This is a genomic window from Parasphingorhabdus cellanae, from assembly GCF_017498565.1.
GTDB classification, from domain to species: Bacteria; Pseudomonadota; Alphaproteobacteria; order Sphingomonadales; family Sphingomonadaceae; genus Parasphingorhabdus; species Parasphingorhabdus cellanae.
On record NZ_CP071794.1, the window covers coordinates 1,437,979 to 1,461,084 of the forward strand.

Sequence of the window (23,106 nt, forward strand, 5' to 3'; positions counted from 1 at the left end):
TGATCGCTTTGGTTTACTTGAGGTCAAACTCAATCAACTACTGGATGTAAGGGGATTGAGAGCTTTCCGGAGGATGGAGCCAACCAAAAGCAGACATTCCGCTAACGGCCCAATTGCTGTCGTTAGAAACGACCTAAGCTAATGTCCGCTTTCGGGATATTGCGGACACAATGGGCAGCCAAAACATCACTCAGGGATTAACTGCTGTGGATTGTTCGCTAAGTCGCTAACAGATAGATTATCCACGATGGACCTCACACATTCCGAAAATACCGAAGCACCATCAGTCTTTTTGAATGGCAAGTAAGTCATTGCCTCGGTTTCAGCGGAAGGAATTTCGTTTTTTTGCCCTTGGCAAGCACGAAACAGACTGTGAGGGTTAAAGCCTCCATTCTTCGACATTCTGATCATTCCTGAAAGACACCTACCGGGTTCTCGAGCTCGAAAACGGTGATGTTCATCTAATCTTGCATTGCGATCAATAATTATAACACATAGCGCTGCTCGTTCTCGACCTAACTCGTGACAAGCACTCCTCCAAATGTTTTGAGAAATTCCTAACCAGTGACAGGCCATTCCGGACGCTTCCACGAGATTTGAAGTATTCATACTTCCTGGAGTTTGAATCAAACTCCGGTAGTCTGGTGATGCGATATCGAATACCGTCCTCAAACTGATTTTCGTCGCTTTGCTATCCGGCCCGGCCCTACAAGTTTTTTCTAATTTTTGATCTTGTATATTAGGCGACCTATTTTGTTCCGATGCATCGGAAGTTTTGGTCGCGCCTGACCTGTCATCAATAGCTTCCATTATGGCAATCAAATCTGCCTTTATTGTCTCAAGTCTCTGGAGCGAGCTAATGCGACAAGTGCGGCCTGATGGCAGAACTGCGTCAGCTTGTTCGCGCAGCTGGGCATCGCCGCTATCGCGGATTGATCGCGATATATAACGAATTTCTGAGCGGCATTGATCAATTGCTAGATGGCTAAGTCTCCGTGCCTCTAGTTTGGCGCTCATTTCTTCAAAGCGTTCAATAAGTGGTGCGAGGTTTATTCCAGCAGCCCATCGCACGACACCATGGCACCTCTCGCCATTGCGAGCCCCATTTACACCCGTTGTACGAACAATAAATCCAGCGTATTCTAATTCACGCTCAGCATTGTTGATGGACTTTGGTGTCACAGAAATCGATCGTGCAATTCGAGAGACCTGTTTCCAGACAGCACAAATACGACCCTGCTGATAATCATCAGTCATGGTCCCCAGAATGTACTGGCGAATGAGCATTACCGCCGTCCGAGAAAGCCGATATTCGGACTTCGCTACTTGCTCAAATACCGTTAGTAGATCAAACTTGCCAATTCCGTTAGGAAGACCCCGATGCTTCAAGGAAACACTCATAGTGTGCCTCCTGTTCCAGCCTTTGACGCTCTACTTGCGTCGGATTCTGCTGAGTTGTATAGCAATAGCGCTGCAAAGCTAAAGAAACGACCGTCGACAAGGGTGGCAGCCCTTTCGGCGGTTTTTCTTTGCTTATCTGGCAACCAGATTTCGTCCCCCCTACCTGCTAACTCATTGAAATCTATTAGCTCAGAATTCCTGATAAAAAGGGGATGGCCTGTTGAATTTAAACATTTTTCCCCTTTCACGGCTGAAACACGGGTTCGATTCCCGTAGGGGTCACCATTTCACAGTCCGGAGACGTCCGCAAACGTCCACGAAACGGCTGTTTCCCAACACTTTTTATGTTATAAGATCCATCCTAGTCCATGGCGATGAGGGTATATCCGAAAAAATTGAGGGTATATTTGAGGGTATATCGCCGAGGCGTCTTTAGGAGATACCCTCATGGGTCTGACGGCGGTAGCGATCAAAGCAGCAAAAGGGCGAAACAAGCAGTATAAGCTTGCAGACGCAGATGGTCTGTATTTGCTCGTTCTGCCAACCGGGCGTCGCTATTGGAGAATGAACTACCGGTTCCACGGAAAATTCAAAACGATTGCATTTGGTGTATGGCCAGAAGTCAAACTTAGTGATGCCAGGGCCAAGAAGGATGCAGCGCGGCAATGCTTAGCAAACGGCATTGATCCGGCAGAACAACAGAAGCTGGATCGCATTGCTGCAAGCGTAGCGGCCGCCAATACGTTTCGTGCGGTCGCCGATGAATGGATAGACAAGATTGCGCAGGAAGGCCGATCTCCTGTCACGCTTAAAAAAAACCGCTGGCTGCTTAGCTTTACCTACGATGTATTGGGTAATCGGCCAATTACCGAGATCACACCCCACGAATTGCTCGCCGTTCTCCATAAGGTCGAGAAGAGAGGCCGTCACGAATCTGCAAAACGTATCCGCGCGACATGCAGCCAAGTATTTCGCTATGCCATCGCAACAGCACGGGCTGACCGCGATGTCGCTGCCGATTTGAAAGGCGCGCTCATTGTACCCAAAGTAACGCACAGGGCAGCTATCACTACGCCATCGGAAGCTGGCGCATTACTGCGCGCGATTGAGGGCTTTGAAGGACATGCCACGACAATCTCTGCATTAAAGCTTTTGCCGCATGTTTTTGTTCGCCCTGGTGAATTGCGTTATGCGGAGTGGGGTGACTTTGATCTTGATCGTGCCCTCTGGACCATACCGCCTGAAAAAACCAAGATGCGGCGGGCGCATACCGTTCCGCTTTCTCGGCAGGCGCTAGACATCATAAATGCTATCGAGACGAATAGGGACTTTAGCAGCTTTCTGTTTCCTTCCATTCGATCAACCAATCGGCCCATGTCAGAAAATACAATCAACGCAGCACTACGGCGACTTGGATATTCAAAAGATGAAATGACCGGTCACGGTTTCCGGTCAATGGCCGCAACATTGCTCAATGAAATGGGTAAATGGAACCCCGATGCCATAGAGAGGCAACTCGCCCATGTTGACCGCAATACGGTACGCAGCGCCTATGCTCGCGGAGAATATTGGGATGAGCGAGTTAAAATGATGCAATATTGGTCGGACTATCTCGATCAGTTGCGATCTGGCGCGGAGATATTGACTCCAAAGTTTGGACAGAAATAGATGCTAAGCTTCCGTGGATCGGCGGATAAGCTTCTTCAAACTCGAAACAAGAATTAGTCTTGATGCACCAATTTTAACCGTTTCAAGTTGGCCACCGGCAATCAGTTCATAAAGTTTGGACCGACCTATTCCCGTCAATTGAACGGCGACCGGGATCCTTACCGAAATTGGCTCCAGCGGGAGTTTTAGGGACTCTATGGAACTGATTGTCTGAGGCGAACGGCGTGACATCAACCAAACTCGCAAACATATAAAAGTTCCAGAATCATATGATTTGCAGAAAGCAACATCAGGCCAATATGACCGCCTTTGGCGAACTGTTATATTACCGCTTGATCGCAGGTTACGGGCAACTGACGCACGAATTCAAGGTTTGAAATAGTTGGAGCTAGTTAATGGCGTCTTTAAGCCCTTTACCGGCCTTGAATCTGGCCTGTGTTGATGCCGGTATCTTGATGGCTTCTCCTGTCTGGGGATTTCGGCCGGTCGATGCTTTGCGTTTGGAAGTGGAGAAAGTTCCAAAACCGACCAATCGCACTTCCTCGCCTTTTTTCAGCGCTCCGGAAATCGTATCGACAAGCGCATCCACCGTTTTGCCTGCATCCGTTTTGCTAAGTCCGCTTTGCTCTGAAACTTGATCCACTAATTCCTGTTTGTTCATGGAGTATCCTCTTTGCCTAAATTGCCGGTGGTCTGTTCAAATTGTTATTGCAAATAGTTCCAGCCGTTACCAGCATTAAGCTTGCGATCTTTTCTAGCGGCTTAGCCATTCGAACTTAAATTTGGATATCGTGTCTTATTAGAACAGAGACACAAGAGAGGTGGTTCAACTCGAAAAGGGCAAGCACATCAGAGGTCTTGAGGTCAACAAACATAAAAAAGGGGTGAAGGCTTTTTGGGTCTGTTTTTGTCATACACTCCATATCATATTTAGAACATGACCGATCAATCTACTCGCAAGCGCCTGCCGCCCAAAGAAACACTCGCTGCATTTGTTAAATGGCAGCGCGGTTTCTTGAACTGGAAACAGGATATTTTAGCGGCACAGGCTGGTGTGTCACTGGCCACGATCCAGCGTATTGAGCGGGCAGAACATGTCAGCGATGACAGTTTGGATAAAGTTGCGAATGCGCTCGGTCAAAAACCAGGTGCATTTACCGAACCGCGCGCACCTGTCAGCGTCGAAAAACTTGCCGAGAATATCGAGAAAACCTTGGATATCTTCAAAGGCACAGTCGAGGTGGTCGTTGCGCCCATGACAAACCAAAAACACGTTCGTGATTTGACATCTACCGACTTGGTAATATTTGACAGCGATCTGGGAGAATGCGCGCAAGATGATATTGAGGGGTTGCGTGAGTATTTAGACTTCACAAGTTTTATGCGCGCGCAAGACGGTGCTTTTTTACAAAGGCGAGAACGCAGCTTCAAAATGCGCCGGTTGTATAAAGACGTTCTTGAAGTGGTTGATGATTTGCAGCGCGCACACAAAGCGGTTTGTTTGATGGGCACCTATATTGCGTCTTCTAATGATGTCGCATTGAAAGAGGCCCGTGTTGGAATATAGCCTTTCGTTCACTGGAGACAAACCCAGCGGCACGAAAAATCGGACGTCTGTTCGTACCGGCACATATTGATGCCAAACAGGTGTTCGCTGATTTTCTCAAGGCAGATGTGTGATGGAACATCCTGACACGTCCCTTCTATCACGATTTGGCCAATCAATGGCTGAGGAAGCCGGGCGGATATGTGCTCGAATGCTGTTTGCCATAGGCTTATTTGCCTTGACTTTCATTTTTTAAGCCGTCTGATGATCCTTGGCCCCAACCCTATAACCCAAATGGGATAATTCATTATTATTACCTAATTGGGATAAATCATATTTATAACCCAAATGGGATATTGCCAATTTATCCCATTTGGGTTATAAACTGACTCAGGAGAAAAATTCATGAGTCAAATGGCACGATCCCCAAAACAACTTGGCGTCGCTATCCAACAGCAGCGCTTTAAGCGTGCCATGTCTCAAAGCGAACTCGCTAAACTCACCGGAACGAGTCAAAAAACTATTTCTAAAGTGGAAAATGGCAATCCAGCGACAAAGATTGAAACCGTCTTTGCACTTATGGCGGCGCTAGATATGCAAATGACATTACTGTCGCGCAGTAAAACCGCGTCAAAAAATATCGGTGATATATTCTAATGGCTCGCCGTAAAACACATGAACCGCTCAATGTCCTGATCAATAATAGGCTGGCAGGTCGTTTGGAAAAACAAACCGACGGCGCGATCAGATTTACTTATGATCGGATGTGGTTGGATTGGGAGCATCGCTTCCCAATCTCCCTATCACTTCCATTACTGCCAACGAAGTTTCGCGGCGAACAGGTTGTCGCCGTATTTGACAATCTATTGCCTGACAGCGACAAAGTGCGCCAGCGTGTCGCCGAAAGGACCGGCGCGCAAGGCACAGATTCATACAGCCTGTTGGAACGTATTGGCCGCGATTGTGTTGGAGCCATGCAATTTCTGCCCGATGGTGTGGACCATGATGCGAGGGCAAAAGTTGAAGGCGAGCCAATCAACGAATTAGAAATAGAGGCGATGCTTGCCAACCTTGAAGCAGCGCCGCTTGGCATCGATGAAGATCATGAATTTAGAATTTCGGTAGCCGGCGCACAGGAAAAAACAGCCCTTCTTCGGCAGGAAGGTCAATGGAAACGTCCGATAGGTACAACGCCGACAACGCATATCCTAAAACCTCAAATCGGAGAGATACCCAGCGCAAGTGGCATGATCGATATGACCAACAGCGTTGAGAATGAGCATTATTGCTTAAAGCTTATGGAAGGCTTTGGTTTGGACGTCGCACAAACGGAAGTGGCGACGTTCGGCGCACGTAAGGTACTTGTTGTCGAGAGATTTGATCGCCAATGGCAAGATGATGGCCGACTGATAAGACTGCCCCAGGAAGATTGCTGTCAGGCACTCGGTATTCCTTCCAGCCGAAAATATCAAAGCACGGTGCAAGGTGGAGAAAATGGACCAAGCACAGTCGATATATTAGACCTATTACAAAGCAGCGACGATCCTCTGAAGGATCAAGCTGATTTTTTCAAAAGCCAGATCATATTTTGGTTGATTAGCGCAACTGACGGACATGGTAAGAATTTCAGCATATTTCTAAAGCCCGGTGGCGGATTTGCTCTCACACCGTTTTATGATGTGCTCTCAGCCCAACCGGTATTTGACAAAAAGCAGATTGCTCACAACAAATATAAACTCGCCATGTCTGTGGGACGAAGCCGGAAATATAAGATACTGGATGTTCACGGCCGTCATTTTGTAGAAACTGCCAAGGAAGCCGGCCTCGGGCCGACGCTGATTAGCAAGACACTAGATGAGATCATTGAGCACGCACCAATTGCGCTAGATTATGCTCTGGCGGGAATGCCGAAAGCCTTTCACACGAATATTCACAAGAGTATCTCCAAAGCCATTAAAGATCGGATGAGCCAACTCAAAACCGCTTTTGCAGAAATTTGAGCATGTACAGGTGACCGAAATGTGTTCACCTGGTCATATTGAAGTGACCAGATTGTGCATATTTAGAGCAACTCAAAGAGTTTGAAATAAAGAAATTACCAAACTTCACCCGCACCCATATAATAGTGGTTCTAGATATGGCAGAGAGCAGAACTAATGACTGCCAACTATGATCTAAATCTCGAAACGCTGCTCGCTCAATCGGCCACACCTGCTTGAATGGTGAAGGCGCTAGGCAAACCCAATGGTGTTAAATTTATCGCTGTGCCTTTCAGGTACTTCAGTCCTGGTGGGTTGTCAGTTCCGAAATTAAAAGGCTCTCGCGCTCCGGTCGCAAGGCTGATCTGGTTATGTCAAACGGATCGAAAGCCCCGGTTTCTTCAAGGTTCAAAAGTGCTTTGGAAGAACTGCTATCGTTTCAGAATACAGAGATACCATGTGCCTCGCTCCATTAAGTCGCCAGCTTAAGCTCGGTTCATACCGAGCTGCCAATCTGGCGATGCCATCTCGAAATTTTTGAAATCGAAACCGGGCGCAACGGTACATCCGACCAGAGTCCAGGCACCCAAACTTCTTGCCATCTGCCAACATCCTGCGGGCACAACTATCATCGGCCTTTCACCCCTCTCAAATCTTAAACCCAGATTGTATGCCTTTCTCTCCTCTCCATCTGACGAAAGCACGAGCTCCAACGGATCGCCAGCATAGTGATGCCAAAGCTCTGCACTACCATGCACTCGGTGCCAGTGAGAGTATTCGCCCGCCTCCAGCAAAAAATAAATCGCCGTTGAAGCATCGTCACGGAAGGTTTCAACAAAGTGCCCACCCTCCGGATGCGGTTTCATCTCGAAATGTTTGATTATGTCCGCTGCGTGCATTTGGCTCATATGGTTCCGTCCTTGTACCGGTGGCATTTAAAACCCCATGTTTCTTCCGGTGCAGCTCAAAGGTGCGCTACCCCGATTGCGTCAACCCATCGGTTTTCAGTGTCGTTTAACCTTCCTCCGAGCTGCAATCCTAAATATCTTCTGAATTGCTTTGAAAGATGTCTTCTATTGGTCGTTCAAATAGCCTCGCAATCTTGAACGCCAGTGGTAGGGACGGATTGTAGCGCCCTGCCTCAATGGCATTTATTGTCTGGCGTGAAACATCCAGTTTCTCACCTAAAACTGTTTGCGACCATCCACGCTCTTTACGTAGAATCTTCAAACGGTTTTGCATCAGTACATTTGTTCTCTCTTGGAGATCAACGCAACAGCGACGGAATGTGATATCCAGAATATGGGCAACAACCAAAACACCTGGAGCTTCGGCGCATCTATCAGCATCTCGAATGTGCCCCATCCTGAAGAGACGGTCATAACGCAAGCGACACCAAACAACGTGGCCTTGATTTGTATAAGGCGCATGAACTCATCCACTTCTACGGCAAACCGCCAATGCGCAAAAAAGACAAAGAATATTGATACGACCGGTACGCAAGCCAACGCATATAAAGCCGGTGGCGGCAGTGAAACATTGTCCGCAGCCCATGTTGTGCCGATCGAACCAGCCAAATAGATTAACATGGCTGGAATCAATATCTTGAAATAGCGATAAGTAGCCTTCTCGGTAGTCATCATGTTTCTCCAAATTATGGAAAGCTTCCTTTCCATATATTATATTGATATAATGTCAAGATAGCTTTCCATTTAAGCTGATATCATGAGGCGCAATTTGATCATCGAGGCACTGCTGTGCTGATTCAAGGTCGTCATATGCGTAGACCGTAGGGAGGGCATGCTGGAGACCTGATCATCAAAATCGAATTTTTGTGCCGAGGCTTCCTGAACGATCAGCTTCGACGCTGATCGGGAGTGATATAAACCTACCGGTTTAATCCGCAACTGCGATCGCGCTATCCATCCTCGCTCTGGTTTTTCCGTGCGGTAATCGAGAATTTCTACCTTGGCCCAATGCCCTTTCGTATCCACCACCCTGATAAGCTGATCCGGATAGATATAGCGCAGCACCTCAGCGCTCTTGTGCGGTTCAATCCTGAGAGCTGCATCTCCGTGAAGATACCGGACTGTGCGCTGATCTTCAGCCCTTTGCCTCAAAGTGCTGGAAATACCGGATGCAGATTTCTTGATCTGTTCGACGGTAGCATTCAGCTTTTCATTGGCCTTTGAGCTTTCATCCTGCATCTGCCACATTTCACGCTGCATATATGCGGACCAAAGAGTGACAAGCAGCATGAGGAAGGTCATCCAGGCCACGGCGAATTCCAAGCCCATGCCGCCCATTTTGCTCTTCTCGACCTCATCATGAGCCTTTACGATCGCATTTGCCAAGATATCAGGCTCAATGTCAGGTCGGTCAAAAGCCTGCAGCCCTTTGAGCGAATTTTCAAAGAAGGAATCTCGCTCTAACGCCAGAGGGTCGGTAATCTGTTTGAAAATACCGGCAACGGCACCACGCGGAACCATATCTCTAGCAGTCAGTGCTGCCAAACCAAGCGATGACGGTTTTGCAAATCCCGAAATGGCATCCCGGATGGGTGCCATTTGATCTTCAAACAATTTGTCAAAATCCGCCATGCTGCCAAAAAGGGATTTGTCTGTTCCGAGATGCAGGTCGCGATCTATCTGACGCGTCAGTCTTGAGGTTGAGTCTGCAATTCTGGCGAGCACATCTTCATCCAGCCCGACGTTTTCCAAACCGGATAAGCTTTTGGATACAACATCAGATAATCCGGCCGCGGCGGCCAATCCGACGCGTTCAGGAAAAATGCGATCTTGGATCTTTGCCAATTCCTCTGCGTGGGACATGACGCCCGCAGAGATGCTGTCACCTACAATGCCCCGCCGGTAGATTTCTGAGATACGGCCCAATTGTTCCTGTATCATTAAATTGGACTCTGTGATCGCTTTCAGCTTATCATTTTCCCCTAATCCAAGCGCAACTCTATCCACCGCACTTTGACATGGTGAACGACCCCCTAGAATGTCTTGCAAACGTTTGCGGTCGCCAAAAACCTCTTCATAGAGCGTTGAAAAGTCGTGTGAATATGGCTTCATCAGCTTGTCGTACTCTTCTCTATTCATCATTTCGCCTCGCCATCATAATTTCATTCTTGGAAAAGCATCAAATTTGAAGGCTCAACCAAATTCACTTTTTTCGTAGATATCGGATATCTCTGATCCGTCCCAAACATAGCATAAGTGCCGTTCTTGCCTGCTATTTGACAACAGTTTTGGCCGGAATATTGCTGCGCATTCTCCATCTTGATATCGGACACTTTTGTAGACAATACCATTTGCACCGGCATTTCGCAGTTCGATCCCGAGTTTCTGTGACTCTCCATAATTCTCGGGATCATAATAGGGCTTATGCGCATCATAGGTTTCGCGAATATCATGCAGGTCGCCATCAAGGTCGACAGCATATACCCGCATATCCACTTCTTGCGCCGGTTCATTTGTCGCCAGCATGAATTTCACCCGATGATATCTCGTTTCTGCAACGGCGGTATCGATGCTGTCGCCTGCATAAAAAACTCCAAATGTTCCATCAGTGAAACGATCCCCTTCGGGGTTCAGATGGGTAAAAGCCGCCATGATAGGAGATGTTCCAGGCCCAGACACACGCTCGTCCACAGGAACGAGGTCAAGATCTCCTACTTCCTGCCGTAGCCGGTCATTGGTCAAGGCTTCAATAGCATAAATAGCATCCAGATCCTCCGGATCAGCAACTTCTTCGAACAGATTAACGGGCGGAAACCTGCTGGGGATTATGCGGTAACAGGGATGCCAGCTGATTGTGGCAACCGGGATATTCACGGATATCCACGTTGAGCATCAATATATTGGCGCACCACAAAAAGATCAGCAACATTACCGGAAACCAGTCGGCGCAGAGCGGGCTCCCCACCGAACAAAGGCGCATCATTGGGTTTTCGCACCCATTCATCTGCCGATTTAGGGAGCAAGACTTTCAGGCCCTTATAAATTCCCAATATGTAAGAGATCCGTTCAAGAGCATCTTTTGATATTGCCGCTACGCCTCCTCTTTTCCAGGATTGTAGTGTGGACCGGCTATCGAGCCCCAATATCCTCATTTGCTCCTGCTCATTGAGATTCCAAGCATCCGCCACGCGGAAGAATGTGCGCAAGGCAGGACCCGTCAAGTCTTTACGATTTTTGACATCGGCAGTTAATGCTTTGGCCATTGGATATCTCCTTAAGAGAAGATATGATCTATTTATAAACAAAAGTCAATATATGTGCACTAAATACACATTCATGGTACGCGAAAGGGCCCGGCTTACGCGATCAAGCTTTTTCTAAACGAACCCGGACAACAATCGACCTATGGCGGAATTGACTTCTCGGCTGACAACTTTTCAAGTTTTGTGTGGTTCAATAGATTAATGTGTAAAATCGTCTTTTTTGCATAATTCCTTTACCACCCAATAGGCCGAATAGGCGCTTTCGTTTCCCGGATCTTTGAAACTAGCTTTAAAGCATGTCGAAAAGACGCTGTGCCGTTGCTTCTTGGCCATAACTTTTAACATGGCCATCAAGATCAACAGTTCCGGAGATTGAGTTAGACTAGGTTTTGCCTCAACCTGCGGAAACAATTCTGTGATTTCTTCAGGCAACTCTTTCCGGGCCCGATCAAGGATATTGCATCCACCGGCAAACTTTCCACGCATGTCGATCACATTGCTCATATTGGCTCTCCTGTTTGTAGCCATCGCATTGTATCAAAGTCCATAAGACGACAGACAGAGGTGCATAATGACTCTGCGAGATGACCAGAAGAGGGACCGTGACTTGTAACTAGTGCATTGTAATATCGTTATAAACATCTCTTTTGAGACGCTTATATACCGACAAATATACCGTCATTCGTCATTGATAGGAAATCGGGACTCGAACCATCTGGGCTTTTTTGTAATCTAGCGATCGAATATTGTTTGAGCCTGCACCTGACGGCAATCTCGGCTTCGGCGTGGCTATTTGCGCAGTATGTTATGGCGATGGGTACTTTTCACTATTCATGCTCATATAGATCATGGTTGTGCTCGGTTTTGAAAGATACTCCCGTTACGCGCCGCTCTTCCAGCGTATCTGGAACCGCAACAATTCGCACAGGCTTTGGGAAAGACTCATACTCCCAATCAATATCAAGAAACTGTTCAGTAAAGCTACGTTTTTCCGCTTTTTCTTTATCATTAGCCAAGCTTCCGGTCACCGCTGCATCGCCTAAAATGGCAATATTTTTTCCACCCAACCTCTGGGCAGAATTAAAGACTATTGCATCAATAGTTCGTTCTTCTTTTTCAAATTTGAAGCGATGGTGGTTCAGTAGATATTCCGCCACCGCCTGTGTAGGTATATATTCTAAGTGTTGATCGGTTGGCGATATTGGTTGCCCGATTTCTCGCATGAAGTTTTGCATAAATCTCCATTGAGCCATGCGCCTATTCGCCCCCGGAGCAAAGATATCAAGTGCTTTTGGTTTTGCGTCGAACCGTGTGGTATCCAGCACACATATGGGTTTTGTGATCGCAAATTGGCTCGTCGTAACGATGCTGCCCACAACTGGTCTTAATTCGGCTACACAGGTGTCGATGTCGAAAGCTGCATAAAATGCCGAAATTCCCGACGGATTCAGCCGCCCTGCTCTGCGTAGTCTTTCAGGAGGCGGCCCAAGATTTTCTGCCGGATTATTTTCGATCCGTTCACGCAATTTTTCATCGTTCGCTATTCTTGCTCGAAAAAACTGTGCCAGTTCATCGCCAGGCGAAATCATATAGACGGGCCCCTGCTTATGATTGTCCCGCTGCTGATGCACATTCTCAAATATTCTCTCAATCAATGCGCGTGCTTCAGCATTAAAGAATCGCTGACCATGCATCATGTTTCTTCGAAAGCTTGACCAAAGCCTGCTATGTTCCCCTAACGAATAATCGTCTGTGACATACCTGTAGTCCTCGTCATAAAATGCCTCTTCTCCGTCCGGAGGCCAATACGAGTCATCATCAATAAGCTGGTCTATCAATGCTCTGATCACATCATGATCGTCTGCGTGAGTAATATCATATAGGAGCTCTTCAAGCTCCTGACCTCTGCGTTCATTGTAAACACTGTCATCATCAACGCCGCCAATGTAGTTTTCTCGAAAGACTGTATCGATAATGTTGCTTACAAGTTCGATTGGAACTCCTTTTTTTGAAGGGTGATAATCACACTTTTCATTGGGCTGAGAAGGCCGTATTCCGACAATGCGTTTTTGCAAGCCATCATTACCAAAACAGTCTGGACAAACTAGCATTCAACCCTCTCTTCATTAATTTTGCCGCCATAAAGCGGAACGTTTTTGATCTAATTCTTTAGCTACATTATCAACCATCCAATTTAACTAGCTTACCGAGAAATTCTCAACACTGTCATATGGTGACAGTTAAGGGAATTTGGCGAAGCCAATTAGAGTTTGGATGTTTTGAGGGCTTAGGTCCAACACAACAGCTTTTGTGTCACCATGGCGATGGCCCGGAATCTACTCTCACAATTAAGACTGCATTTTTTCTGCTATTATCGGACCGGAGATGCTCCTCCTAATATTCGCGGCGCGTGCGAGCGGGGCGGACGCCGTTGTTCTCCATATGAGCAGCAGACGCTCATTGGATGTGCGTTTTTGCTGTCCACATTCTATTCGCGAATTCAACTCCCCGAAAATCGATAAAAATAATAATTCAAAAAAAACTCGTTCAAAAATGAAAATTCATGTGCTAAAACGATTTTTCATAGCGGAAAATTCAGAAACAAATTTTTCAGCTTAAAAAATGAAAATTCTAAAGCGAGGGCAAAAAAAATTCAGTTTTCAGGGCCAAAAAAGACTTTTCGAGAAAAGCTGCTTCCAGAAGAGGTTCGGCTTGCTGGATATAGCGCCCTCATTGATGCGCTCGATCTCGATGTAGTTTTACCTCACAAAATGTTTGCCACCAGCGAGCATCATAAAATGATCGATCATGATGGGTGGCGTGTCATGGGCGTGCGTTACACTCCCGATGCCAGTATTGAGGGGCATTTAGTATTTGCGCTCAAAAATGAGGGTCTCGACCTCTATGTCCTCAAGCGGATTTTTGAAGCGACCGGCTCTGATCCGATAAAGGAGATTGTAGCCGCCACACCAACGGGAAGCTACGCACGGCGCATCTGGTTCCTCTATGAATGGCTGACAAGCGACAAGATCGATTTGCCCGAGCCGCCGGTTAGCAACTACGTTCAGGCGGTTGATCCCGATCTCCAATTTTGTATCAAAGGTGAAAAGTTGCCGCGATACCGCGTCGTCAACAATCTTCCAGGTACAAAAGACTTTTGCCCAATGGTCTTTTATACCGACACATTGGACGGATTCATCGGGATGGATTTGGCCGCGAGAGCCAAAGACACTATTGCAAAAGTACCAAAGGACGTAATGGCGCGCACGGCTGCCTTTCTGCTCCTAAAGGATTCAAAGTCGAGTTATGCGATTGAAGGCGAACGCCCTCCACAAGATCGTATTCAAAGATGGGGCAAGGCTATTGGCGAAGCTGGCAGGCAAGCGCTTAGCCACGATGAATTTTTGCGGCTTCAGCGCATCGTCATTGGCGATGATCGTTTTGTGAAGCTCGGGTATAGAGACGAAGGCGGGTTTGTTGGTGAGCGCGATTTCTCCACCCAATCGCCGCTCCCTGATCACATCAGCGCAAAGCATGAAGACTTAGAGCCATTAATGGAGGGTTTGATTACCTTCGGCGGAGAGCATTCCAAAGAATTGGATGCGGTTGTCGCCGCCGCCATGCTAGCTTTTGGTTTTGTCTACATCCACCCGTTTGAGGATGGGAATGGCAGGCTGCACCGCTTTTTGATTCATCATGCCCTTGCCCTGCGTGGATTTAATCCACCGGGTATCGTGTTTCCTGTATCGGCAGCGATATTGGAGCACATTGAGACTTACCGCAGCGTGCTAGAAAGCCATTCGTCTAAGGCGCTGCCTTTTGTGGAGTGGAGAGAAACACCAGAGCACAATGTAGAGGTCACCAATGAAACTGCTGATCTATATCGATATTTCGATGCAACGCCGCACGCAGAGTTCCTGTATGAATGCGTTGCGCAAACAATAGAGATCGACCTTCCGAAAGAAGCGCAGTTCCTCCAAAATTATGACCGTTTCGATGAAGCTGTTCAGAATATCGTGGATATGCCAGAGCGACTAATCAACTTGCTTTTCAAATTCCTTGAGCAAAACGATGGCAAATTCTCAGAGCGCGCGCGCTCAAAAGAGTTTGCCGCATTGTCGGAAGCCGAGACTAAAGCCATCGAGAAAATGTATTCCGATATTTTCGGAGAGTGAACGATGGTTTTAGCAAATAGGCAAGACTACAAACCATTCAAACCAAAATTAGCGAGTTCCTGCTTGTGCGGATCGGGCAAGAAATTTCGAGATTGTTGTTCAAAGCGACTTCCTGGCAGGCAAATCGGAGAAGCGTGGAAGATCTCTTCACGCAAGAAACAATGGGGCGCAGTTTTGCTTCATATTCGCGCCGACGTAACGCAGTATACGATTTGGCATCTCAGCCACACTGTGCCGATGCATCTCAAAATGCCGATTTCCCGAGAAAGATTCTTTGAAATCGATATCGCAGCGCTTTCCGACCATGTTGGGAGTCTCGTCGCAGCTCATGAACAGGCTGGAAAGCAAGGCGATATTCAGACCGTCCTTGAATGGTTAAGGGGCAACATCAAGGATCCTCGTTGGGATCAGAAAATCGCATACCACAAAGCCATGAGCTTTATAGTAGCGGGCGACCGTGCGGCAGCGAAAACCGAATTCGAAAAGCTCGGAGAGATCACGCCAGCCCATTCAAGTGTTGAGCTTATGCAGATGTATATCGATCTCTATCGGGATACGCTTGGTTTTGATGAGCGCGGGGCCTTTTTCGATGCAATCATAGAGAAATCCGAAAGCCCTAGCGATAGGCTGCAATATTCTGGCGCGAGAGCATTTCATCATCTCATGATCGATGATGTGAAAGCCGGCAAGCGTGCATTTGAGGCTGCGTTCAATTTGGGCAAGACGCTCGAAGAGGAAGAGCCGCTCTCTTCAACAGCCGAGATATGGCTTTGCAAAACCCTAGAGGGTTATGGGCTGATTACTCGCTCAAATGAGCTTTACGAAGAATTGATCGAGCGCCTTGATGCTCTGCTCGCTAACGAGGACTGGAAACCCATTGGATACGCCAATCTTCATCTCATGAAAGGCGATGCTTATCGTTATGCTGGGCTTTGGGACAAAGCCATTGCGACATATCGAACTGGGCGTGAGTATAGCACTGAACCAGAAACACGAATTTTTGAAGCGGAGTGTTTGGTTCGCAATCAGCAGGCTGACGAGGCCTGCGATTTGCTCAATGCAATTGAGTGCGACAAACTCGATGATCCTGAATTTGCCGACTATGCTTTCACATATTTCTATATGGCCGCTGCGAAGAAAACCGCAGCGGCTTTAGAACGCGCCGAAGCACTCTTGAAGAAAGCCAAAACGCCAGAGGCGCATTTTGAAAAGCGGAGACTACAGTATCTAATCGATGTCAAAGATACGGTTGTCGCAATCAACGAAAGTAAGCCGTTGCCCGAGCTGACGGGCATATACAGCCAGCTCGATAATTTATCGCGATATACGGTTTTGCAACCGAACTTTTTTGGCGTCGGTGTAAACCTGAACAACATCATAGATGACATGGTTGAGCGCGCGCGCACTTCCGAGAGAAAGTGAGCCGGAGGTTTCGCGCTTGCACCAGCCCTTTATCAAAGAGTTTCACTAAATTAGGATATAGACGGACCATTGCGTTTACAGCCAATGGTCCAGCTAACCACGCCACAGCCCAAATGACGCAGCTAAAGAATGCTTGCGCTGGCGTGCCATGCAAGTCGTAATCGTTCCCATTTGAGCGAAAACTCAAACTAAGTTCAATTTTCTATAGCGATGCAGTAGGCGCTGAGATTGGAAAGACCGACCCTAGCTGGTCGCTTCACCTGCGCTCCAATCGACTTCTTCAAGCGCATCAACGGTCACAAAACGCGCATCGGGAGAGTCGCTGGCAGTCACAAATGTCATGGGCTGCGGTACATCGACAACCACAAGACCGTGTACTTCCGGCACTGCTGGTAGCTTGTTGCGCTTAGCCAAATCGGCGGCATTTTCCCGAACATATTCAACGCGGTTGAGATGCCTCAACAAATTGTCCGGCTTCCCATTCGCCAACGGCAATCCGCGATATTCCGAAAGTCTCTTGGCGGTTTCCGAAAGGGTACGGCATAGCTTAATGTCCTTTACCTCAATCACCCAAGCACGACGGCCGTCTGGGGTGAATGCCAGCACATCAATATCGCCAAGGCGCTTGAGCGTATCGGTAGCTTTTTGGTTGAGGCATGCAGACGGTTTTACGGAAGCGCTAGCGCTCAGGCCAAGTGCTCCAATAGCCTCAGCGACGCGTTCGTTGAACTCCATGCCCAATCGCTCGCCCGCACCGCCGACATAACTACGCATTTGCTTGCTAACCCAGAACTCTCCTTGCAAGCCGCCCGCCGACGCACCGCCTATATTGTGACGTGCTGCACGCTCAACGAGTGCCGGTGCGACTGCTATGAGAGGATCAGGATCGGCATTTAGCGCCACGAGCGGGCGACCGATCAAGGAGTGACGGCGATCAAACCGAGCAATATCGAAATCGCGCTCCGATGTCCCTTCAGGCAAACTCTGCCAGTTTGGACGCGATGCCAAAGTCAATCGATCAACGAGATTTTTAAAATTCGGTTGCCCTTCGACCTCACGGCCATCAAGCCAGCCTATCAATTCCGAACGCAATATTGTAAAAGTCGATTGCCTCCGCTCGATAGCCAAATCGGCCAGAAGATAGCCCAATTCCAGGAAAGTTCCTGCAGGCACTCCAAACTCTGATTGCAAAGCATCGAAAAGGGCCTGCTGCTCGACTGGTTGCGGTTCGGCTTCTCGTTTTGCGAAGAATTTCGCATAGGCATTGCTATGCTCGACGCGGTCTTTTGAATGGAGAACGCGCACGGTCGAACCAAGAGCTGTGTCGTGAAACTCATAGTCGAGCAAAATATGGCCGGTTGGGCTGATCGCTATTTCTGGCGCGATTTGCCCACCTCTAAGTGCGGGGATCATGTCGGCGATTGAGAACACCTGTATAGCCGCAGCCTGAAACTCGTCCAAGTCCATTTCGCCAACGGCTAAGCCGCCATCAGTTGAAGCATGAGACGCGGCAATCTCGGCTAGAATCGAGCAACCGCGAATGACCGAGTTTATCTCCCCACGCCGTTCAAAACTTGCTTTTCGATCTTCCTCCAATCCGTGAATCGCTTGCAATGCGCGGGCCGTCATCGACCAGCTTCGTTCCTCGACCAATGCTGCCTGATATTGGTCAAGCGCAGCTACCACCATTGCCTCTCGGTCAAACTGCGCAATTGCATTGCACAGAGTCATGAGTAGTTCGGAATGCAGCTCAGCGAGAAACGAATAACATTCGTCCGCACCAGTGATTTTCTGACCTGGCTTCGCGTCTGCAACCGAAAACGCAGAACAACATTTGATCAGCGCAGCGGCAGACGTTGGAACGGGCCGAAAACGATCATCCAACAGCCCGCTAGCTCGCATAGTTTCAATCGGTCGTTCGACCACGAACGCATGCCGCCAACGAACGTCATTCGAGCCGATCGCTACATTGACCAACTCGCGGATATCAGCTGTTGTCACTTCAATTCCGCGCGACTGCGCAACACAGCTCAGGAGTTGCTCTGCCAAGAAACGTTCGGCTCGATTGTCCTCGTGATTCAGTGCGCCGTGCCAATCACGCAATATGCGCAGCTGCGCAGTGAACGTGTCAGCGTTGGCGGTGATCTCTGTTGTACCGGGCAGCGCATCGGCCTTAAGGCCATTTGCCAGATCGGAGGCGTCCGGCCACTCAACATCGATCTCAATCAAGACTGGTTGGCCTGAAAATGCCGGGAATTGATCCTCGAATTGCGCAATCAAGAGTTCAAGCCAGCGTAGAATGGTGCGCCAGTTCTCATACTCATCGAGGGAGCGCGGGCCGACTACTTTCCGCGATACCCATACGGGAGCGCTGCCGGCCAGCACCGCGCCAAGCAACTTGCCTTGTTCGAGATCATCAACACTCGCATATATGTCTTCGAGCCGCGAGAAGGTTGAACGCGGATCAACGCGCATAACCTCGCGAAGTTTTCCGTCAGGGTGGTCAATTACACGCCGATCAATTGCGGGCACGGCCTCTTTGCGCGCTTCGAGCAGGCGATCAGAGCCAAAGTTGATGTTACATGGTGGAACCATTTCGAGTTCGTGCTCGGGAATGAAGGCGTGATCACTTTCGCGCCACCATTGAAACAGGTTTAGAAAACCGCTGGGATTGTGAAGCTCGAAGCCCATGCCATGCACCACTCGGGCCAGACGCCAGATGCGCCACAAATCAGACAATTTGGCATCGTCCAAACCAGCAAACAGCGCAGCTTCGCTTGGTTCGATATATTCAATTTGCCAACCACGCAGGTCTTCTGGAACTTCAAATTCCAACGCACGACCTTGGCCCCAACCGCCTAAAAGGAGCAACGTAAGCCCTTCTTTGAAACCCGGCCTGTTCTCAGCTGCTTTTTTGGCAAATCGTGCGCCATCGAACACGGCATCGGCAAAGCGATTCTCATAAGCTGTGGTTCCGCTGAATCCTTCATCAGCCCATGTGTTAAACCCATCAACCGCCAACACAGTGTGAACGTAACGACCGGCCGATATTTCCTTGACACTCTGGCGAATGAGCAGTTCGCCGACTGGCATATCTGGCGCTTCGACGAGGTCCTCTAACCCAGCCAGCTTCACATTCTTCGCGTTTTGGTCATTCAAGGACTTTTGGAGTTTTCGGCCCATGCGATGCGTTACCGCAGTGTTGATGAGGAGCCCGCGGATAGCAGTCGTAATCGCTCCCGGTGCGAAAACGGTAATACCATCCTCAGATGCCAGCAGCGGTTTATAGTCGATCAATGCATTGCCGACTGGGTGATCTGCAATCTGATGCGCCTCTTCGGATGGAAGGATATATGGCAGTAATAGATCCGAATCCGGGATCAGCTCTTTGACCTCCGCCCATGTAAAGCGAACAACTGACGGAAGGGTGTTAAGCCAGCGCTGGCTTGGCACTTTTAATTTATTGGCAGGCTGTCCTGAACCTAACATCCGGCGATCAAGTCCTGCTCGCTGCACTAGGGCATCACTTAGAGACAATATGGCGAAGGTGCTCGCCAGAATATCTTCTTTGGGTCCACCATCCGGCAATTGCGAGAACGCCTCTATCAATTGCTCCGCATGATAGGTGGGGTTCTGCCAGCACGACAGGATCGCCGAAAATTCACCTTTACTCGTAAGGATAGGTGCAACGAAGAAGTCCTCGATCGGGTCTTCCAGACGATTAACGCCAGACTTGCCGAGTAGACTGTTAAGGAACCGGTCCCAATCAGTTCGCTTGAGCCGGCGCGTGCCGTTGGCGTCTGCGGCTACCAACCGCATAGCCCAGTCCAAGCGCACAGTATTCGCTTGAAATTCCGGCAGGGTTTGCAGACCGCCAAGTATCGACAGAGAATGTGATTTGTCGAGGCCGGAAATGAACGTCTGGAGCTTGGGAACCTTGTTATATAGCTCGCACGGCAAGGTCGGCGGCTCCATCTCTTTTAGAATGGCCTCGATGTTGATGTCAGGAGTAATTTCTGGTTTCGTTCTCATCTCTTGCGAGTGAATATGTTGCTATTTTGTTCGAAAGACAAGTGGGTTGGCCATCAGCCACATCGGAGACCACATTCACTTTGCTGCGCTCTTGTTAGAGGTCAGGTGCAAGGAGATTAGTTTTGAAACGGTATGGTCTCGCTATCTGCGCCAGCCAGTTTTGTTGTGTTTGAACTTTCAAGTGCCGAACGGCTGAACCTTGCAATAACGTACTCAAACTTCAATTTTGCAAGGCTAATCTGATTTTGCGAATGACGAATAAGAGCGGGATATGGATGCTGTTAGACTGAAGGCCCGCCACGTCCGCGCCCAATTGCCCAACTGACCCCACTACTCCGCATAATTCCGGACATCTGTTTCCCGATTTGTTTTTCAAGTACCGGTCGCCAAGGCACCAAACTAAACTCGCGCGATTTTTCGATCATGGCAAATTTGCCGCTCACTAGATCAACCCGCCGCTTCAAAACGCCTTCGACTTGCTCGCCCAACTTCGCCTCCTGAAAAGCTAGTCCGCTTTGACCTGACAGCTGCCTTGCGATCCGCAGCAATTCCCGCCGCTGCAAGTTTGCGATCATGCTCTTGCTATAGCTTACAGAACTGCCCTGATCATTCGCCAGACCTTGCTCAACCAACCACTGTCGGCGCTTGTTGAGAGCTGCACGAACCTCTCTGCCAAAGCCTGTGTCTCGAACAGTTTCAGGTGTCTTTGCAGCAAGCTCTCGATCAAGCCAGGTCGCAGCGTCGATATAGGTTAGCTGATCCAATGGAACATGTGACAAGGTATCGATGATCACCGGTTTGTCGCGAGCCTGATGAACCGCATAGGCAGACGCCTTTTCTAGATGATCCGGTGTAATGATCCAGCGCCCATCGGCCTCGTGTTCCACGCTGCCCATGATCCTACGCATGGCTTCGAGACGGCGGACATGGGTTTCGGCAAAGCGCTCGGATGCACCCGGGTCAAAACGCAGATGCGCATCGACGTCATAGTGGCCACCGTTTTGTGCTGCGACATCGACAATGGTCTGATCAACTTTGCGGATGCCAGATTGTCTGGGCGTCACCTTTATGATCGCGTCATTAGGAACGGATTCATGACCGTCGCCTTTTCCAATATCAACATAATGGCTCCGCCCATCAAGGGCGTCGACAATCACATAATGCCTGTCATTCACCTCATCAGAATATCCCCGCTTGACGATACGACCGACGATGGGATCAGTCGGCGGTGATTTCATATCATGGATGACTTGATGGATCCGCGCCCGTTTCAAATTTTGAGCGGTCAGATCGCGCTGCATCGTTCGAATAATATCGCCGCGCTCACCCATTTCCCGAAGCGTGTTCTCAATGCCTTGTTCCAGTTGCCAGCGGCCTTGTCCTATCGACTCCGCCAGACCTATAGATTTGAGCTTTTGTAACCGTCCCGCTCGCAAGGATTGCTGCAAGGGATCACGATCCATAGCGGTCACAATTCGCTCGTTATCCATGTCTCGAATAAGTCGGCGATCAATGCTCGTCAGTCGCTCTGCGCCGGCATCATGCCGCAGTCGCTGTTCTATTTCGAGATCGCTGCGCGGTCCCAGGTCCAGCGTGACCAATTCAGACAATCTTTCGCGCATGCCGTTAGACAAATAATCACGCGCGATGACCAGATCCTTGCCACGATCATCGACGCCGCGCAGCACAATATGCGTATGGGGATGACCGGTATTAAAGTGATCGACCGCGACCCAATTGAGCTCGGTGCCGAGATCAGACTCCATCTGCGCCATGAAACGCCGCGTTAGCGGCTTAAGGTCATCATATTGTGCGCCGTCCTCCGCCGACACGATAAACCGGAACTGGTGCCGGTCCTTCTGTCCCCGCTCCAGGAATTCCTTGCCGTTAGCATGATCGGTTTCGGCGCCATAAAGCTCGCCCGGTTCGCCTTCACGGGTGACGCCGTCACGCTCAATGTAGCGCAGATGGGCCTGCGCCGCCACTCGTCCCTTACCCGCCAGTTTTACGTAGCGCGATTTGATAATGGCACGCCGCGACCGCATCCCGGAATGGCGATCGCGAGAACCAAGCACCCTGCCAATAGCGGCACCGCGTCCGATGCGCGCACCGGTAAATTTGGATTTGCCGCCAGATCGGCTGATACCCCCCATCAGGGCCGAGGATGCCAGCACCTTATGCAAGAAGCGTTTGGCTTGCTTGCCGCCCTTGCTGCGGATGCGTCCAAGCCTGGGTTTGAACTTATCATCACTCATGCCGAGCGTACCAATTGTAGGATATTTCGGTGGCGCGACGGGCAGCGAGACATTGCGAAAGCCCGAAAAAACTGGAGTTCTCGCCCAATAATCTCTCTAATTGGCAACGATGAAGCGGGATTCTCTCTAAAAAAGGATGTGCAGACAATGACATAGCTCGCATCGCGAGATAGTGCTTTTATCTTGCCATCACCATCAATCACACAAAGCGCAACAGAACGCAGCGCCACATCCAGTCCTACATAAAATCCCATCTTCTTATCCCTTCAGTTGCTGATGAAAACCAGCAATCTAACGGGAACTCGACTCGTAATCAGTTCCGACAATTACGCATGCTTTCGGGATAAAATCGGCGCTTTCAGTTTTGCTCTTAGTCCAATTTGCTATTTGTACCAGT

The 23,106-nt window shown here is 49.0% G+C and carries 20 protein-coding genes and 1 tRNA gene; 8 read left to right on the forward strand and 13 right to left on the reverse strand.

Features of this window, described 5'->3' with window-relative positions; genetic code table 11:
- Positions 1-186 precede the first annotated feature (186 nt).
- Positions 187-1,401, reverse strand: a complete 1,215-nt coding sequence (repC, locus tag J4G78_RS07055) for a replication initiation protein RepC (RefSeq protein ID WP_207989638.1) — start codon at positions 1,399-1,401, stop codon at positions 187-189.
- Between the two features lie 214 nt (positions 1,402-1,615).
- Between repC and J4G78_RS07060 the strand changes: the two genes are divergently transcribed.
- A tRNA-Glu gene (locus J4G78_RS07060) sits at positions 1,616-1,686 on the forward strand.
- Between the two features lie 162 nt (positions 1,687-1,848).
- Entirely contained in the window at positions 1,849-3,069 is a 1,221-nt protein-coding gene (locus tag J4G78_RS07065; RefSeq protein ID WP_207989639.1) for a tyrosine-type recombinase/integrase, read from the forward strand.
- A gap of 388 nt (positions 3,070-3,457) precedes the next feature.
- Here the strand turns inward: J4G78_RS07065 and J4G78_RS07075 are convergent, their stop codons facing one another.
- Positions 3,458-3,730, reverse strand: a complete 273-nt coding sequence (locus J4G78_RS07075; RefSeq protein WP_207989641.1) for an HU family DNA-binding protein — start codon at positions 3,728-3,730, stop codon at positions 3,458-3,460.
- A 276-nt stretch (positions 3,731-4,006) separates the two neighbouring features.
- On the opposite strand from J4G78_RS07075, the gene J4G78_RS07080 reads away from it, so the two are divergent.
- From J4G78_RS07080 to J4G78_RS18375, 4 genes are all read left to right on the forward strand, one after another.
- Positions 4,007-4,636 (forward strand): helix-turn-helix domain-containing protein, encoded by a 630-nt coding sequence (locus tag J4G78_RS07080; RefSeq protein WP_207989642.1) that lies wholly within the window; start codon positions 4,007-4,009, stop codon positions 4,634-4,636.
- Between the two features lie 384 nt (positions 4,637-5,020).
- Positions 5,021-5,272 (forward strand): helix-turn-helix domain-containing protein, encoded by a 252-nt coding sequence (locus tag J4G78_RS07085; RefSeq protein WP_207989643.1) that lies wholly within the window; start codon positions 5,021-5,023, stop codon positions 5,270-5,272.
- A complete protein-coding gene (locus J4G78_RS07090) occupies positions 5,272-6,615 on the forward strand; it encodes a type II toxin-antitoxin system HipA family toxin (RefSeq protein WP_207989645.1) in 1,344 nt (447 codons plus the stop codon). The genes J4G78_RS07085 and J4G78_RS07090 overlap by 1 nt, the downstream gene beginning before the upstream one ends.
- Positions 6,616-6,869: 254 nt before the next feature.
- A complete protein-coding gene (locus J4G78_RS18375; RefSeq protein WP_207990514.1) occupies positions 6,870-7,070 on the forward strand; it encodes a LytTR family transcriptional regulator DNA-binding domain-containing protein in 201 nt (66 codons plus the stop codon).
- Positions 7,071-7,079: 9 nt separating this feature from the next.
- On the opposite strand, the gene J4G78_RS07100 is transcribed toward J4G78_RS18375, so the two are convergent.
- From J4G78_RS07100 to J4G78_RS07135, 8 genes are all read right to left on the reverse strand, one after another.
- Positions 7,080-7,502 (reverse strand): cupin domain-containing protein, encoded by a 423-nt coding sequence (locus J4G78_RS07100; protein ID WP_243457263.1) that lies wholly within the window; start codon positions 7,500-7,502, stop codon positions 7,080-7,082.
- A gap of 130 nt (positions 7,503-7,632) precedes the next feature.
- Positions 7,633-7,836 carry a helix-turn-helix transcriptional regulator gene (locus J4G78_RS07105; protein ID WP_310737256.1) on the reverse strand — a complete coding sequence of 68 codons (204 nt, stop codon included), beginning with the start codon at positions 7,834-7,836 and terminating at the stop codon, positions 7,633-7,635.
- On the reverse strand, positions 7,836-8,234 hold the full coding sequence (locus tag J4G78_RS07110; RefSeq protein WP_207990879.1) for a hypothetical protein: 399 nt from the start codon (positions 8,232-8,234) through the stop codon (positions 7,836-7,838). The genes J4G78_RS07105 and J4G78_RS07110 overlap by 1 nt, the downstream gene beginning before the upstream one ends.
- 72 nt (positions 8,235-8,306) lie before the next feature.
- Positions 8,307-9,704, reverse strand: a complete 1,398-nt coding sequence (locus J4G78_RS07115) for an SH3 domain-containing protein (protein ID WP_207989647.1) — start codon at positions 9,702-9,704, stop codon at positions 8,307-8,309.
- Between the two features lie 51 nt (positions 9,705-9,755).
- Positions 9,756-10,436 carry an RES family NAD+ phosphorylase gene (locus J4G78_RS07120; RefSeq protein WP_207989649.1) on the reverse strand — a complete coding sequence of 227 codons (681 nt, stop codon included), beginning with the start codon at positions 10,434-10,436 and terminating at the stop codon, positions 9,756-9,758.
- The gene (locus J4G78_RS07125) at positions 10,433-10,825 is read right to left on the reverse strand and encodes an antitoxin Xre-like helix-turn-helix domain-containing protein (RefSeq protein WP_207989651.1); all 393 of its coding nucleotides are present in this window, start codon (positions 10,823-10,825) and stop codon (positions 10,433-10,435) included. The genes J4G78_RS07120 and J4G78_RS07125 overlap by 4 nt, the downstream gene beginning before the upstream one ends.
- A gap of 198 nt (positions 10,826-11,023) precedes the next feature.
- Complete coding sequence (locus J4G78_RS07130; protein ID WP_207989652.1) at positions 11,024-11,329, reverse strand: hypothetical protein; 306 nt, start codon at positions 11,327-11,329, stop codon at positions 11,024-11,026.
- A gap of 323 nt (positions 11,330-11,652) precedes the next feature.
- Positions 11,653-12,936, reverse strand: a complete 1,284-nt coding sequence (locus tag J4G78_RS07135; RefSeq protein WP_207989653.1) for an RES family NAD+ phosphorylase — start codon at positions 12,934-12,936, stop codon at positions 11,653-11,655.
- 687 nt (positions 12,937-13,623) lie between these two features.
- Here J4G78_RS07135 and J4G78_RS07140 point away from each other — a divergent pair.
- Both J4G78_RS07140 and J4G78_RS07145 read left to right on the forward strand, forming a co-directional pair.
- A complete protein-coding gene (locus J4G78_RS07140; protein WP_207989654.1) occupies positions 13,624-15,000 on the forward strand; it encodes a Fic family protein in 1,377 nt (458 codons plus the stop codon).
- Between the two features lie 249 nt (positions 15,001-15,249).
- Positions 15,250-16,422, forward strand: a complete 1,173-nt coding sequence (locus J4G78_RS07145) for a hypothetical protein (protein WP_207989655.1) — start codon at positions 15,250-15,252, stop codon at positions 16,420-16,422.
- Between the two features lie 243 nt (positions 16,423-16,665).
- On the opposite strand, the gene J4G78_RS07150 is transcribed toward J4G78_RS07145, so the two are convergent.
- The 3 genes from J4G78_RS07150 to J4G78_RS07160 all read right to left on the reverse strand — a co-directional run bounded on the left by J4G78_RS07150 (position 16,666) and on the right by J4G78_RS07160 (position 22,963).
- Positions 16,666-20,454 (reverse strand): anti-phage protein Upx-like protein, encoded by a 3,789-nt coding sequence (locus J4G78_RS07150; RefSeq protein WP_207989656.1) that lies wholly within the window; start codon positions 20,452-20,454, stop codon positions 16,666-16,668.
- 281 nt (positions 20,455-20,735) lie between these two features.
- Entirely contained in the window at positions 20,736-22,709 is a 1,974-nt protein-coding gene (gene rlxS / locus J4G78_RS07155) for a relaxase/mobilization nuclease RlxS (RefSeq protein WP_207989658.1), read from the reverse strand.
- Complete coding sequence (locus J4G78_RS07160) at positions 22,706-22,963, reverse strand: hypothetical protein (protein ID WP_207989660.1); 258 nt, start codon at positions 22,961-22,963, stop codon at positions 22,706-22,708. The genes rlxS and J4G78_RS07160 overlap by 4 nt, the downstream gene beginning before the upstream one ends.
- Between the last annotated feature and the right edge of the window lie 143 nt (positions 22,964-23,106).

What these genes read in the sequence shown, in the direction of transcription:
- repC (WP_207989638.1), bottom strand. Translation starts at nt 1,401, where the DNA reads ATGAGTGTTTCCTTGAAGCATCGGGGTCTTCCTAACGGAATTGGCAAG.
- J4G78_RS07065 (WP_207989639.1), top strand. Translation starts at nt 1,849, where the DNA reads ATGGGTCTGACGGCGGTAGCGATCAAAGCAGCAAAAGGGCGAAACAAG.
- J4G78_RS07075 (WP_207989641.1), bottom strand. Translation starts at nt 3,730, where the DNA reads ATGAACAAACAGGAATTAGTGGATCAAGTTTCAGAGCAAAGCGGACTT.
- J4G78_RS07080 (WP_207989642.1), top strand. Translation starts at nt 4,007, where the DNA reads ATGACCGATCAATCTACTCGCAAGCGCCTGCCGCCCAAAGAAACACTC.
- J4G78_RS07085 (WP_207989643.1), top strand. Translation starts at nt 5,021, where the DNA reads ATGAGTCAAATGGCACGATCCCCAAAACAACTTGGCGTCGCTATCCAA.
- J4G78_RS07090 (WP_207989645.1), top strand. Translation starts at nt 5,272, where the DNA reads ATGGCTCGCCGTAAAACACATGAACCGCTCAATGTCCTGATCAATAAT.
- J4G78_RS07100 (WP_243457263.1), bottom strand. Translation starts at nt 7,502, where the DNA reads ATGAGCCAAATGCACGCAGCGGACATAATCAAACATTTCGAGATGAAA.
- J4G78_RS07105 (WP_310737256.1), bottom strand. Translation starts at nt 7,836, where the DNA reads ATGCAAAACCGTTTGAAGATTCTACGTAAAGAGCGTGGATGGTCGCAA.
- J4G78_RS07110 (WP_207990879.1), bottom strand. Translation starts at nt 8,234, where the DNA reads ATGACTACCGAGAAGGCTACTTATCGCTATTTCAAGATATTGATTCCA.
- J4G78_RS07115 (WP_207989647.1), bottom strand. Translation starts at nt 9,704, where the DNA reads ATGATGAATAGAGAAGAGTACGACAAGCTGATGAAGCCATATTCACAC.
- J4G78_RS07125 (WP_207989651.1), bottom strand. Translation starts at nt 10,825, where the DNA reads ATGGCCAAAGCATTAACTGCCGATGTCAAAAATCGTAAAGACTTGACG.
- J4G78_RS07130 (WP_207989652.1), bottom strand. Translation starts at nt 11,329, where the DNA reads ATGAGCAATGTGATCGACATGCGTGGAAAGTTTGCCGGTGGATGCAAT.
- J4G78_RS07135 (WP_207989653.1), bottom strand. Translation starts at nt 12,936, where the DNA reads ATGCTAGTTTGTCCAGACTGTTTTGGTAATGATGGCTTGCAAAAACGC.
- J4G78_RS07140 (WP_207989654.1), top strand. Translation starts at nt 13,624, where the DNA reads ATGATCGATCATGATGGGTGGCGTGTCATGGGCGTGCGTTACACTCCC.
- J4G78_RS07145 (WP_207989655.1), top strand. Translation starts at nt 15,250, where the DNA reads ATGCCGATTTCCCGAGAAAGATTCTTTGAAATCGATATCGCAGCGCTT.
- J4G78_RS07150 (WP_207989656.1), bottom strand. Translation starts at nt 20,454, where the DNA reads ATGAGAACGAAACCAGAAATTACTCCTGACATCAACATCGAGGCCATT.
- rlxS (WP_207989658.1), bottom strand. Translation starts at nt 22,709, where the DNA reads ATGAGTGATGATAAGTTCAAACCCAGGCTTGGACGCATCCGCAGCAAG.
- J4G78_RS07160 (WP_207989660.1), bottom strand. Translation starts at nt 22,963, where the DNA reads ATGGGATTTTATGTAGGACTGGATGTGGCGCTGCGTTCTGTTGCGCTT.